Source organism: Longimicrobium sp. (assembly GCA_036387335.1).
In the GTDB taxonomy this organism is placed as follows: Bacteria; Gemmatimonadota; Gemmatimonadetes; order Longimicrobiales; family Longimicrobiaceae; genus Longimicrobium.
In genome coordinates this window covers 66626-80042 of the sequence record DASVTZ010000214.1, presented here as the reverse complement: position 1 = coordinate 80042, position 13417 = coordinate 66626, and the positions used below count along the sequence as shown (strand labels likewise).

Genomic DNA, 13417 nt, shown 5'->3' with positions numbered 1-13417 from the left:
AAGTACAGGCCGCGCTCCTGCTGCCACCCAGCGAAGTCCGCGTCGGTGATGCGGTTGGGCGTGGTGAACACCGGGTGCGAGGGCTCCAGCAGGCGAACCGGTGCGTTCTCGTCGGTCACGCGTCCGTGCGGGCGGTCCATGGTGAGCGGGTAGGGGGCGAAGTTGCCCTCGACCAGCTCGTATTTGTTGTATTGAACAACTAATGTGCCGCCGCTCCTCACCCAGTCCAGCAGGCGGGCGTTGTGGCGGGCGAGGTCTGGACGCACCTCGTAGGCCCGGCTCCCGGCGACGATCACGTCGAAGCGGCTCAGGTCGCCGCCGCCCAGCGCGTCCTCGTCCAGCAGCGTGGGAACGATGCCGAGCTGCGCAAGGACGCCGGGGCCTTCCTCCCCAGCGCCTTCGATGTAGCCCACCCGCAGCCCAGCCGGGACGCGCACGTCGAAGGCGCGCACCAGCGTGGACGCGTCCGAGTACAGCGGCCGCGCGCGGACGTGTGGATAGTCCACCATCTGCACCGCGCGGGCGAAGCGGCGCCCGTCCGCGGCCTGGAAGACGGCGGACATCGGGTAGTCGCCGGCGCGGAGGGCGGCGGGGGCGCGCACGGTGAACTCGGCCTCCTTCACCTCGCCCGGGGCGGCAAAGGTCACCGGGAGCGAGGCGGGCTGCGCCGTCCATCCCGCCGGCAGCTCCAGCCGCAGCGTCCCGCCGATGCCGCCGGGCGCCTCGCTCGCCAGGTCCACGCGCAGCCGGAAGCTGTGCTCGCCGGAGAGCGGGAGGATGCGCACCGCGCGCTCCGTCCGCACCGAGACGGCGGGGACGACCATCACCGGACGGCGCAGCTCGCCCTGGCGCAGGTCGACTTCGCGGAAGGTGGCCTCGCGCTCCATCGCGAGCCCGGCGCCCGCCACCGTCACGCGGGCCGACACGCGCACCGGATCGGCGTCGAACGGCTCGGATGCGGCGGAATCGTGGGCGGGCCAGGTGTAGAAGTCGCCCTGGCGCGGGCGGCGCAGGAAGTACGGCTCGGTGACCGCGGCGTCGGCCGGAATGCTCACCCGGAAGCGGCGCGTCAGGATGGCGCCCGCCTCCAGCGGCGCGGAAGGCAACGGCGCCGCCGCCTCCGCCGTCCACCCCGCGGGAAGACGCGGCTGCAGCTCCGCGACCGTCACGCGCTCGCGCCCGCCGTTCCAGAGCGAGAGGTCGAGCGTGAACGTCTGCCCAGGCACCAGTCGCGCATCGTCGGCGACGCCGTCCAGCACCAGGCCGGCGGCGCGCGCGAGGGCATCCTCTACGTCGCGCAATTCCCCGGCGCGGCGGAATCCATCCGGCTCGGTGGATGCGCCGCTCGTGCGGAGCGCCTGGAGCGCGGATGCGAGCAGCCCCACCACGGGATCGCCGGTGGAGCCGGGATCGATCGTGCCCGGGTTCAGCGCGACACGCGTGCCGAGGAGGAGCCTCTCGTAGCTCGTAAGGGCGCGGTTCTCACCGGCCACCGTGGTGTCGATCCCCTCCCACATCGACCGCTCCGGTCCCGTGGCCGCGGGTTCGATGCGCCGCAGGTAGCCCCAGCGCGGCCCCGCCGTCTCCGGCCGCCCCATGTCCTGCGAGCGGTGGCGCGAGCGGCTCGCCATGGCCAGCTGGAACGGCGAGCGGCCGATCAGCGGGTCCAGGTTGCCGATGGCCAGGCGCACCGTGGCGTTCGTGGAATCGCCGCGCAGCGACTGGTACAGCTTGGCGGCCTGGTGTGGGCGCAGGCCGGCCGCGATCTGCTCCGGAAAGCGCGCCGGATCGGCCGCGGCGGCGAAGGCCTCGCGCGCCATGATGCCGGAGACCTGGTGGTGACCGTGGCCGTCGCGCGGGGTGCCGCTGAAGACGGGGATGATGACGTCTGGGCGGAAGCGGCGCACCACGTACACCACGTCGCGCAGCACCTCCTCGCGCGGCCAGTGGCGGAGCGTCTCCTCGGCGTTCTTGGAGAAGCCGAAGTCGTAGGCGCGGGTGAAGAACTGCCGCGCGCCGTCCACCCGGCGGGCGGCGAGCAGCTCCTCGGTGCGCAGCAGCCCCAGCGCCTCGTGCAGCTCGGGGCCGATGCCGTTCTGCCCCCCCTCGCCGCGCGTGAGCGACAGGTACGCCACGTCCGCGCCCTGCTCCAGCGCGAGCGTGGCAAGGAGCTGCGTGTCTTCGTCGTCGGGGTGGGCGCCCACCATCAGCACGCGCTTGGCGACGCCCAGCCTGCGCAGCGAGAGCCCCAGCCCCGCCGCACCGCCGTACTCCGCGGGCTGGGCCGCGGCTTGCTCCACGCTCGCGCAGAGCATCGATATGGCCGCCAGCACGGCGGCGAAGGTGCGAGTACGCATGGTTTTGAAGGTAGGCGTCGTGCGGGCGCGCACAAGTGCCCCCGGCGTCAACTTCCTCGATCCGCGGACTCCTGAACCGCTTGCCTCACGCGGAGACGCGGAGACGCAGAGGAACGGCAAGGAAAAGCTCACACAGAGAACAGAGAGAGAACTGCAAGCCACCGAGAAAACCCTTCTTGCTGTTCTCTTCCGCGTCTCCGCGCCTCCGCGTGAGACCAGCCGTTGGTTTACCGTTGTTCGCGGGTCGAACATCAGGTACAATTCCACCATCCCGCTCACGGAAACGGACCATGGCACTCAACATCAAGAACCCGGAAACCGAGCGCCTCGCGCATCTACTTGCCGATGCCACCGGCGAATCGCTGACGGAGGCGTTGCGTGAGCGACTCGAGGGCGTACGGAGGGCTGCCGATCACGCGCAGATGATCGCCTCCGTCGAGCGTCTTCAGGAGATGATTCATGCGCTGCCTGTCCTCGATCCGCGCTCGGCGGATGAGATTCTCGGCTACGACGAGTACGGGCTTCCTCGCTAGCCGATGGTCGTCAACACGTCCCGAGGTACTAAGGAAGCACTGAACGAGCCCTCAGCATGAAGAGCTACCGCTACGGCGACTTTCCGGAGCTGTTCTGGGATGCGGTTCCGGATGCCATCATCGATCCGGAGAACCCGGTCGTGCTCGCCCGCGTGCTGACGCAGGGCGGCTCGGACGCGGTCACCAAGCTCGTGCGGCAGGACACTCTCGAACGGCTGCTCCCCACCCTCGTCATCCCCGAGCACTCACGGCGGTTCTGGGGCGTCGTCCTCGAAGAGCTCCGCCGCCCGGCGGAGGCGGAGGGAGGGTGCTGAAGGCGGATCGTCGCGTCGTAAGCGATCTCCACCTCAAGATGATGCGGGTCGTCGCGCAGACCGAAGAGGCGTATGGCGAAATCGGTCTTCGGCTGGAGGGCGGAACCGCGCTCGCGGCGTACCACCTGAAGCACCGGGAGTCCGAGGATCTCGACTTCTTGGCGACCCCCACATGGATGCCCGCGACTTCGGGGCTGCGCTGCGTGAACCGCTGCGCGCCGCCGGCCTCGACCTGCGACCCGGCGGGCCGGCCACGCAGGGCTTCGCTCGCTTCGTCGTGCACTCGCGGGGTGAGAACGCAGGCTCCGTTCGGCTGGACGTCGCGCGCAGTTCACCGTTTCGGCTTGCACCGCTGGAACCGAGCGAGGAAGGCCCGCGGATCGCCTCGTTCCGCGATCTCGGCGCGGGAAAGCTGCACGCGATCTGCGACCGTTTCGAGCCCCGCGACTTCATCGATCTGGATGCGATCGCCCGGCATCCCGAGGGCGGGCAGGACCCGGTGACCGTGCGGCGGCGCATCGCGGCGCTCGTCGACGACGTGCTGGAGATCGATCCAGGATTGAGCCCCGGGTTCGTCGGCCAGGCTCTCGAGCGGGGTCTGCGCGTCCCCGTCGTCTCGATGTTCCCCCTTCGGCTGCTTCATCCGGTTCGGGAGGAAAGCATCCAGGAGACGCTGGACATCGCCATTCGCGAATGCGCGCACCGTGTACGAGAACAGGTTCGGAATGGCGATGAAGGGGGTTGACAACCCGCGAGTGCCCGTTTACACTCTGCGTCTCACGGGAGTCGCGTCCCGATGTCACCCTGGCTCCGAGCTCGCCGTCGCGGCGGGCAGGGAGCCGACGATGCAGCGCATGGCGCAGCTCGGCAGGGACATCGGCGGCGCGATTTTTGTTTTCAGCAACCTGAGTGCGCACGTCTGGCGCGAACGATACGGAAAAGGAAGAAAGCCTTCGATGACCCAGCTCCTCCACCTCACCAGCAATCCGGCCCCGGCGCAGCCGCGGGGTTTCGCGTGGGCGGCGTGTGCCCATCGCGCGGGGGGCGAGGTGCATCCGTACGCGATTCGCGGCGGGTCGCGGGGTCTGAAAATGACGAAGGCGGAAGGAAGCGATCGATTCGGTCGCGAACATTGCAGCGCGGGAGGTCCCGGGGGCGGCGCCAGAGGCGCGTAGCCACTCCGGAGCTTCACAGGGAGCGAGTCCACGTCGCCCCGCCCGCGCACCTTGCCGGGCGGGGCGACCTGCATTCAGGAACCACGTGACCAGGAGGTGGATGAATTGAACGAGCAGCGACTGGAGTGACGGGCCGGCGGGGCGTGATGCCCCACCCCGGGGACAAACGCGACCCCCGGGCGAAGGCGGATCGCTTCCGCCGGCCCAACCCGAGCACATCATGGTGGCCATAGCTCAACTGGCGGAGCATCGGGTCGTGGGCCCGAGGGTTGTGGGTTCGAGCCCCACTGGCCACCCCTGCCGGGAAGTCTGTAGCTCAGTGGCCGGAGCGCCGGACTCTTACTTCCGCCGATTCCTCGTCCGCTCGCGGGCCGCAGGTGGAGGTTCATCGCTAATCCGGAGGTCGTGGGTTCGATTCCCACCGGGCTTCCCATCCAGGTTCCACGCCGCCCGGCTGCGGGGCGGCGCGGAGGGCGGCAAAGACGGCGCAGTGGATGGAGCCCGTAGCTCAACGGGACAGAGCACCGAGCTGCCTCGCCAACACTTTGCCCGCCACGCGCGGGCCGGCGGCCGAGGCTCAACGGCCTCGGAGGTTGCGGGTTCGAGTCCCGCCGGGTCTCCATAGGAAGGCCTCACGTGCCCGGCTGCGGGGCGCGCGGGGAGTGGTACGGACGGCGCAGCGGTGGGCCTGTAGCTCAGCCTGGTAGAGCACTTATGCCCTTCACGCCACTCGTCCGGCTTCGGCCGGGCCGATGTGCAAGGGTTATCCCTTGGAAACGGAAGAGGTCGCGGGTTCGAATCCCGCCAGGCCCATTTTGACGGAACGAACACCCGTGGGACGCGGGCCGATGCCGTGTCGGTTATCGCCGACCCTCTCAAGGACCCGGACATGCGAACCGGGGCCGATCGGCGCACTTCGTCCGCGCCTCACGAGTGCTCGCGCATGATGCCGGGGTGCAGCGGTCATTCCCTCTTCCGCTCCCTTGCCCGTCCCCGGATGGGCCGATGGACGAGGGTTACCTGGTCGGCCAGGGTTCGAATCCCGTAACTGCATCCCGGCAGCATCAGACAGGCCCGCGGCGTGGGCCGCATCCGTTCGATTACCGCATGCCAGGCGGTGGACTCCGGTCCACTCAACCGAACGGAGACATTCGTCCGCGCCGCGGGCCACCGCCGAAGCGCCACCCGGGCGCACGGCGCATCCACCTCCAACGAGAAAGGAGGCGAACATGCTGGACTTCACGCGTTACGTGGCCACCCGCCTCCGGGCGCTGGTCACGCGGCAGTCCGAGCCGATCCCCGGATCGGCGCAGGTGCCCAACTCGGCCGGCGGGTACGCCTGGGCCCTGGACCGCTGGAGCCGGCTCGACCGGTTCCTCGTGCTGGGAACCGAGGGCGGGACCTACTACGTCGGCGAGCGCGAGCTCACCGTCGACAACGCCGGCGCCGTGGCCGAGTGCATCGCGGAGGATGGGCCCCGCGTGGTGCGGCGCATCGTGGAGGTGAGCGCCGGCGGGCGCGCGCCGAAGAACGACCCCGCGCTCTTCGCCCTGGCGATGGCGGCGGGGATGGGGGACGCGGTCACGCGGGCCGTCGCGCTGGAGGCGCTGCCGCGGGTGGCGCGGACGGGGACGCACCTCTTCCACTTCCTCCAGTTCGTGGGCGGGTTCCGCGGGTGGGGGCGCGGGGTGCGGCGCGCGGTGGCGGCGTGGTACACCGGCCGGCCCGAGCGCGACCTGGCGCACCAGCTCCTGAAGTACCCCCAGCGCGACGGGTGGTCGCACCGCGACGCCCTGCGGCTGGCGCACCCGGTCCCCCGCAGCGACGAGCAGCGGGCGCTATTCCGCCGCACCGTCACCGGCGGGGCGCTGGAGGAGGGGCAGCCCTCCGGCGCGCTGGCGCAGGTCCGCGCCGTCGACGCGCTGCACGATGACGCGGAGATCGACCCCGCGCGCGCCGCGGCCATCGTCCGCGATGCGCGGCTCACGCGGGAGATGGTGCCCACGCCGCTCCTTCAGCACGCGGTGGTGTGGGAGGCGCTCCTGGAGGAGATGCCGCTCACCGCGCTGGTCCGCAACCTGGCGACGCTCACCCGCGTGGGCGTCCTGGCGCCCGGGAGCGATGCCTCCGCCGCCGTCGCCGCGCGGCTGGCGGACGGCGAGGCGCTGCGCAGGGCGCGGGTGCACCCGGTGCAGGTCCTCTCCGCGCTGCGGACGTACTCGTCCGGGCGCGGGGTGCGCGGAAAGGGGACGTGGACGCCGGTGGCGCAGGTGGTGGACGCGCTGGACGCGGCCTTCTACCTGGCCTTCGCGGGGGTGGAGCCCTCGGGGCGCCGCGTGATGCTGGCGCTGGACGTGTCCGGCTCCATGACGGCGAACGTGCACGGGCTGGAGGGGCTGAGCTGCCGCGAGGCGTCGGCCGCGATGGCGCTGGTGACGGCGGCTACCGAGCCGCGGCACTTCTTCACCGCTTTCACGGCGGGGCGGTCGCGCTCGATGCACGACGGCTTCCCCAGCGGGATCACCCCGCTCGCGATCTCGCCCCGGCAGCGGCTGGACGACGTGGTCCGGCAGGTGTCTTCCCTCAGCTTCGGGGGGACGGACTGCGCGCTTCCCATGCTGGAGGCGGCGGACCGGAGGTGGGACGTCGACCTGTTCGTGGTCTACACGGACAACGAGACGTGGGCGGGTGACATCCACCCGTCGCAGGCGCTCCGCCGGTACCGGGAGCGCACGGGGATCCCCGCGAAGCTGGTGGTCGTGGGGATGGCGTCCAACGGGTTCACCATCGCGGACCCCGAGGATGCCGGAATGCTGGACGTGGTGGGCTTCGACGCCGCCACGCCGCAGCTGATCGCGGACTTCGCGCGCTAGAGGGCGGCCCCGGCCGTCCCCCCGCGCCGGAGCCACCGAACCGGGCGGGGACGAGGCTCGTCCCCGCCTTACCGAAACGCACGATGAACCATACGCGAGAAAGACAGGAGAGACCGGAGGAGGAGCTCCCCGCGGGGGACTACTTCGTGGTCACGACCCGGTTCGACAGCTACTACGTGTCGCCGGAGACGGCGCGGGAGCTGGGGCGCAAGCTGGGACGGTTCTGGCGGCCGCGCTGGCTCAAGTTCGTGGACCGGCACGGTGCTCGCGCCTGGGTGCTCGCGCGCGCGGTGGATGCCATCTGCGAGTCCACCGAGCTGCAGCGCGCCGGCGACCGCACCTTCAACCGCGCCCTGCGCCGCGAGCAGAAGGCCGACCGGCGGTGGGACGAGGACGACTAGTGAACAACTGCCCCGTCACACAGAGCCACACAGGGGAACGGCAAGAAGAAGGAGTAGGTTTTCTGTGCCTTGTCTGTCCCCTGCGTCTCTGTGTGAGACGGCAGTTCAAGTCTCTCTGAGAGAACTACGATGCTGACGAAGAAGGTAGGGACCAACGCCGTCATGTTCGGCGAGCACGAGGAGGGGACCATCCGCCAGCTCACAGACGTGGCGGGGCGTGCCGAGCGCGCGGCGCTCCTGGCGGACGGTCACGTGGGCTTCACGATGCCGATCGGCGGGGTGGCCGCGTACCGCGACAAGGTGTCGGTGGTGGGCGTGGGCTTCGACATCGCGTGCCTCGCCGCCGGAACGCCGGTAATCACCGCGGACGGCTTCACGAAGCCGATCGAGGAGGTCACTGACGCGGACGCCGTCGTGTGCTGGGACGGAGCCTCGGTGCGCCCCGTCTCGCCCCACTTCGGCGCGGTGCCGCGCGGGGAGCGCGACGTGCTGGCGATCACGCTGGGGAACGGCCGAGAGATCCGCGCGACGCCCGACCACGAGATCCTGACCCGTGCGGGGTGGAAGCGTGCGGACCAGCTCGGCCCGGACGACTCGATCGCCTGCACGCCCTACGTGGGGCTCCCGTATGAGGAGCCCGCGTGCGACGTCACGTTCGAGGTTCCCAACGAGCGCTCACGTGCTGAGCTGGAGGAGCGCGGGCTCCTTCCGCTCCGCGCCACGGACGACCGGCTCCCCGCGCTCCTCCGGCTGCTCGGCTACGCGAGCGGCGACGGGCACCTCAGCAAGGATGGAAAGCGGGTCTCGCTCTACGTCTTCAACGACGAGGACGCGGAGGACCTGCGCGCCGACTTCCGGCGCCTCGGCTTCGAGCCTCGCGAGCATCGGCGCCGTCGCAAGGAAGGGTGGCGCGAGGAGATCAACATGTACGTCGGCTCCACCGCGCTCCACGCGCTGTTCGCGGGCCTCGGATCGCCAGTCGGGAAGAAGGACTGGGCCGCGGAGCCGATGCCGTGGCTGATGCGGATGCCCGCGTGGGCCCGTGGGCACTTCCTCTCCGCCTTCGCGAGCGCGGAGATGATGACGCCACGAGTGCATCGCACCGGCACAGTGCCGAACCTGGAGTTGAAGCAGTCCGGCCGGCACACGCACGCCATCGACTTCATCGCGGGTCTCCTGCGGTCGCTGGATTTCGGGGTGTCGGTGGCGCCCAGCGGGCCGGCGCGTGGGGATCGGGTGATCTCCGTGCTCCAGATCCTGGGCGGCCAGGCCGAGCAGCTCCGGTTCATGCGCGACGTGGGGTTCTGCCGCTCCGTGGAAAAGCGCGTAGCCGCGGCAACGGCGGCGAGTGTCGCGCTGCAGGGCCTGGCGTACGCCGCGAATCGGGACGCGGCCAAGGAGGAGGCGCGTGCGCTGCGCGGCCAGGGCGTTCCGTGGCGGACGGCGGTCGCGGACGTGTCGGAGCGGTTCGGCGTGTCGCCCGGCTTCGCGTACCACTCGTTCTACGACGACCGCGGCCGGTCGCGCCGCTTGCCCGGCGAGGCGCTGGATCCGCAGGCGGACGGTGAGGTCTGCTGGGTGCCGGTGTCCCGCGTGGAGCCGGGCGGAACTTCGCTCGTCTACGACGTGGTGACGGGCGATCCGGCGCACTGCTTCCTCGCATCCGGCGTCGTGGTGCACAACTGCGGCAACGCGGCCATTCGCACGGACTTACGCGTGGAGGACATCACGCGCAACGTGTCGCTGGAGGAGATCGAGCGGAATCCGCACCGGCTGGCGCAGAACAACCTGGCCAACAACCTCGCGGACGAGATCGCGTCGACGATCTCGTTCGGGATCGGGCGAAAGAACAACGCGGACGACGCTCCCGTCGACCACCCGCTCTTCCTGGACCCGGCGTGGTACGCGGTGCCCAACACCGGCGGCTACCGCGAGACGCTTCAGGACAAGGCGCGTCGGCAGCTAGGAACGGTTGGCTCCGGCAACCATTACGTGGATGTCTTCGCGGACGAGAGCGGAGCGGTGTGGGTGGGGGTGCACTTCGGGAGCCGCGGGTTGGGGCACACCATCGCCAGCGCCTACCTGTCACTGTCGCAGGGCGGGATGTGGGGCGAGCGGGCCGCGGAGAAGGAGGTGCTTCTGGACATCAACCAGCCGCTGGGGCACGACTACTGGCAACTCATGCAGCTCGCCGGCGAGTACGCGTATGCCGGGCGCGAGTGGGTGGCGCGCAAGGTGGTGTCGCTCCTTGGCGGGAAGGAGCTGGAATTAGTGCACAACCATCATAATTTCGGATGGAAGGAAACCCACGTTTCTATGGTGGGAGAGCCTACTGAGTACGTGGTGATCCGCAAGGGCGCCACGCCGGCGTTCCCGGGGCAGAAGGGCTTCGTGGGCGGCTCGATGGGCGACGACGCGGTGATCCTGGAGGGGAACGCCGCGCCGCCGGACGAGGAGACGGCGCTGGCGCAGCGGGAGTCCCTCTTCTCCACCGTGCACGGAGCGGGGCGGGTGATGAGCCGCACGGCCGCGGCGGGGAAGCGCAACCGGCGCGGCAAGGTGCTGAGCCCCGGCCGCATCTCTCAGGAGATGCTGCAGCAGTGGCTGGGGAAGCGCGGGGTGATTCTGCGCGGCGGCGGGCTGGACGAGGCGCCGCAGGCGTACCGCCGCCTTCCCAGGGTGCTCGCGGCGCAGGGCGACACGATCCAGGTGCGGCACACGCTGCGCCCGCTGATCGTCGCGATGGCCGGCGCGGGGGAGGTGGATCCGTACAAGGACTGAGGTCGGGTCCCACATCGATGAGAGACATGGCAAACCTGTTCGCCGCACTTGGCTTCGATATCGAAACCAGGGAGCAGTTCTCCGCGCACTCGCTGATGGTGGCTGAAGCGGGTGAGCGGATCGCGCTCCCCGGCGGCGGCGAGTACCGGCGCTGGTCACCGGGGGCCGGCGTCGAGCTCTGGGCGCAGGTCACCGCGAACCAGGTCGTGGGGATGAACCCCCATTTCGCGGGCGACACGACGATCCGTGCCGGTGTGTCGCGCCGTTTTCGTGACCCGGCGTTCTCCGCCCTGGACGGGATGTACCAGGTGTGGCCGGAGCCGACGAGCCACGACGCGGAATCGGGATCGACCACCTTCGCGATCGACGCGCCGGACTTCGCGCTGCACGATCGGGTGCGGCTGCCACGGATCGCGCCGGTGCAGGTGGCGGCATTCGCGTTCGAGCTGAGCGCGTTCGCGAACGAAGAGGAGTACATGGCCAGCCAGACGGGCCAGCTGAAGTACGCTTCGGAATCCCTCCTCCCCACCGGGTTGTTCGCTCCCGATGGTGGAGAGGCCACCGTGCCGGCTCCGGAGGCGATGCTCTCCGGCCGCGTGCTGGCGGCGGAGCTGCGCATCAACCCGGCGACCGGAAACCCATTCCGCTGGGCGCGCGTGCGCACGTGGGGTGGAGAGATCGACGTGGTGGCGGAGCCATGTCTGATCAGCGGCGAGCTGGTCGAAGGCGGGATAGTGAGGGGTTCATTCTGGCTCACGGGCCGGGTCTGCTTTGAAAACGCGGAGCCGCGCCCGCCGTGGTGGAGGCTAATTCTTCGCCGCTGACTCCTCCTGCTTCGCCTATCCCGCTCGACAACCTGACAACACACTGAGGGGCGTGCCCGCGCGGCACGCCCCCGGGATGGGCATACGATGACGTACAACCTGAACCTGATCCTTCCCGTGGGCACGCAAGTGGTGCTGCGGCGGGCGGCGGCCACGGGCGCGGGCCGGCCGCTGGCGCCGGCGGGCTCCGTGGGCAAGGTGGTGGGCGCGCCCACGGACCACACGCACGCCTACCGCGTGCGCCTGGTGGACGGGACGGAGCTGTCGCTTCCCAGGACGGAGCTCACCATCCGCAAGCACCTGCAGGCGGAGACGCTGGCGGAGCTGGGCGGCGTGCTGCGCGACCACTCGCTAGACGAGCACGTGATGCTGCGCGTGGTGGTGGGCTCGCGCGCGTACGGGCTGGACGACGAGGAGTCGGACGTGGACCGGCGCGGCGTGTACCTGCCCCCGGCCGAGCTTCACTGGTCGCTTTACGGCGTGCCGGAGCAGCTGGAGAACGTGGCGACGGAGGAGTGCTACTGGGAGGTGGGGAAGTTCCTGGGGCTCGCGCTCAAGGCGAACCCCAACATCCTGGAAGTGCTCTACTCCCCGCGCGTCGAGCACGCGGCGCCGCTGGCGGAGGAGCTGCTGCGCGAGCGGGGGCGCTTCCTGTCGAAGATCGTCTACCAGACGTACAACGGCTACGTGATGTCGCAGTTCCGCAAGCTGGAGCAGGACGTCCGCAACACGGGCGCGCCCAGGTGGAAGCACGCCATGCACCTGGTGCGCCTGCTGATCAGCGGCATCACGGCCCTGCGCGACGGCCACGTCCCGGTTCGGGTGGAGGAGAACCGGGCCGCGCTCCTGGGCATCAAATCGGGCGCGGCGCCGTGGGACGAAGTGAACGAATGGAGGCTCGCGCTCCACCGCGAGTTCGACGCCGCGCTCGCATCCACGCGCCTCCCGGATCGCCCCGACTACGCGTGGGCGAACGGATACCTGATCCGTGCCCGGCGCAGTGCGGTGGGGACGGAAGTGCGTTAGTGCGTTAGTGCGTGAGTGCGTTAGTGCGTGAGTGCGTGAGTGCGCTTCGGGGACAGGAGGAACGGCACTTTTTGTCATCCTGAGCGACGCGCCGCCCTGCCCTCTCCCAATCACCAATCTGTGGCGCGTAGCGAAGGATCTACTGCGCGTGGCGAGGGGCCTGTGACGACCCTCGGTCCTCACGCTTCGCCGGCTAGATCCTTCGCTCGCCGCAGGGAGTGAGGAGCGCACTGCGGCTGATCGTGACGGCGGCTCGCTCTCAGGATGACATAGAACGGGGGGGCACAAACCCCAACGCACTAACGCATTAACGCACTAACGCACCAAAGGCGGTGACCCATGCTGATGATAAAGAACGAACCCCTGCGCGCCGAGACCGCCGCGCACCCCTATCCCCTCCTGTTCGCCACGGTGAGCGGCGCGCACCTCTACGGCTTCCCGTCCGGCGATTCGGACTGGGATCTGCGCGGGTGCCACGTGCTGCCGCTGGCCGCCGTGGCGGGGCTGGAGGAGGGCGAGGACACGGTGAAGCGCAGCCACGTCCGCGGCGGCGCGGAGGTGGACCTGGTGACCCACGACGCGCGCAAGTTCTTTGCGCTCCTGCTGCGCGACAACGGCTACGTGCTGGAGCAGCTCTACTCGCCGCTCGTGGTGCACACCACGCCCGAGCACGAGGAGCTCAAGGAGATCGCGCGCGGCTGCATCACCCGCCGCTGCGTGCGGCACTACCTGGGCTTCGCGCACAACCAGTGGCGGCTGTGGGAGAAGGAGGAGCCGCGCCGCGTGAAGCCCCTCCTCTACGTGTACCGCGTACTCCTCACCGGCATCCGGATGATGCGGAGCGGCGATGTGGTCGCCTCCCTTTACGCGTGCAACAGGGAAATGAGGCTGCCGTACATCGACGAGCTGATCCACCGCAAGACGGCCGGTGCTGAGCAGTCGGTACTCGGCGATGCGGACGCGGTATTCCACCGTGTGGAGTTCCTCCGCCTGTGCCGCGCCCTCGCCGATGCCGCCGAGCTCAGCCGCCTGCCGGAGACGGCTTCGCCGGCGACGCGGGCCGCGCTGCACGACCTGCTGCTGCGCGTGCGGCTGGGCGAGGTCCGGGCGGCGGCGTGAAGGGACCGAACACC

The 13417-nt window shown here is 70.1% G+C and carries 10 protein-coding genes and 4 tRNA genes; 13 read left to right on the top strand and 1 reads right to left on the bottom strand.

All coding sequences use genetic code 11. The annotated features are described in order from the left end of the window. Window positions 1-2357, bottom strand: a 2357-nt coding sequence (locus VF647_21950; GenBank protein HEX8454756.1) for a PIG-L family deacetylase, incomplete at its 3' end; no start/stop codon positions are given. A gap of 290 nt (window positions 2358-2647) precedes the next feature. Here VF647_21950 and VF647_21945 point away from each other — a divergent pair. The 13 genes from VF647_21945 to VF647_21885 all read left to right on the top strand — a co-directional run bounded on the left by VF647_21945 (window position 2648) and on the right by VF647_21885 (window position 13403). Continuing rightward, entirely contained in the window at window positions 2648-2890 is a 243-nt protein-coding gene (locus VF647_21945; GenBank protein HEX8454755.1) for a type II toxin-antitoxin system VapB family antitoxin, read from the top strand. A gap of 56 nt (window positions 2891-2946) precedes the next feature. Beyond that, window positions 2947-3204: a hypothetical protein gene (locus VF647_21940; GenBank protein HEX8454754.1), complete on the top strand. Its 258-nt coding sequence runs from the start codon at window positions 2947-2949 to the stop codon at window positions 3202-3204. A gap of 172 nt (window positions 3205-3376) precedes the next feature. After that, the gene (locus tag VF647_21935) at window positions 3377-3949 is read left to right on the top strand and encodes a nucleotidyl transferase AbiEii/AbiGii toxin family protein (GenBank protein HEX8454753.1); all 573 of its coding nucleotides are present in this window, start codon (window positions 3377-3379) and stop codon (window positions 3947-3949) included. 653 nt (window positions 3950-4602) lie between these two features. Beyond that, window positions 4603-4675: transfer RNA gene (locus VF647_21930), tRNA-His, on the top strand. A 9-nt stretch (window positions 4676-4684) separates the two neighbouring features. Beyond that, a tRNA-OTHER gene (locus VF647_21925) sits at window positions 4685-4812 on the top strand. A gap of 64 nt (window positions 4813-4876) precedes the next feature. Next, a tRNA-OTHER gene (locus tag VF647_21920) sits at window positions 4877-5001 on the top strand. A 62-nt stretch (window positions 5002-5063) separates the two neighbouring features. Then, window positions 5064-5192, top strand: a tRNA-OTHER gene (locus VF647_21915). 416 nt (window positions 5193-5608) lie between these two features. After that, a complete protein-coding gene (locus VF647_21910; GenBank protein ID HEX8454752.1) occupies window positions 5609-7252 on the top strand; it encodes a TROVE domain-containing protein in 1644 nt (547 codons plus the stop codon). An 83-nt stretch (window positions 7253-7335) separates the two neighbouring features. Beyond that, a complete protein-coding gene (locus VF647_21905) occupies window positions 7336-7653 on the top strand; it encodes a hypothetical protein (protein ID HEX8454751.1) in 318 nt (105 codons plus the stop codon). A gap of 129 nt (window positions 7654-7782) precedes the next feature. Beyond that, on the top strand, window positions 7783-10434 hold the full coding sequence (locus VF647_21900) for an RtcB family protein (protein HEX8454750.1): 2652 nt from the start codon (window positions 7783-7785) through the stop codon (window positions 10432-10434). A 26-nt stretch (window positions 10435-10460) separates the two neighbouring features. Beyond that, complete coding sequence (locus VF647_21895; GenBank protein HEX8454749.1) at window positions 10461-11258, top strand: hypothetical protein; 798 nt, start codon at window positions 10461-10463, stop codon at window positions 11256-11258. Window positions 11259-11345: 87 nt separating this feature from the next. Then, a complete protein-coding gene (locus VF647_21890; protein ID HEX8454748.1) occupies window positions 11346-12284 on the top strand; it encodes a nucleotidyltransferase domain-containing protein in 939 nt (312 codons plus the stop codon). A 339-nt stretch (window positions 12285-12623) separates the two neighbouring features. Beyond that, window positions 12624-13403, top strand: a complete 780-nt coding sequence (locus VF647_21885; GenBank protein HEX8454747.1) for a nucleotidyltransferase domain-containing protein — start codon at window positions 12624-12626, stop codon at window positions 13401-13403. Window positions 13404-13417: the final 14 nt, after the last annotated feature.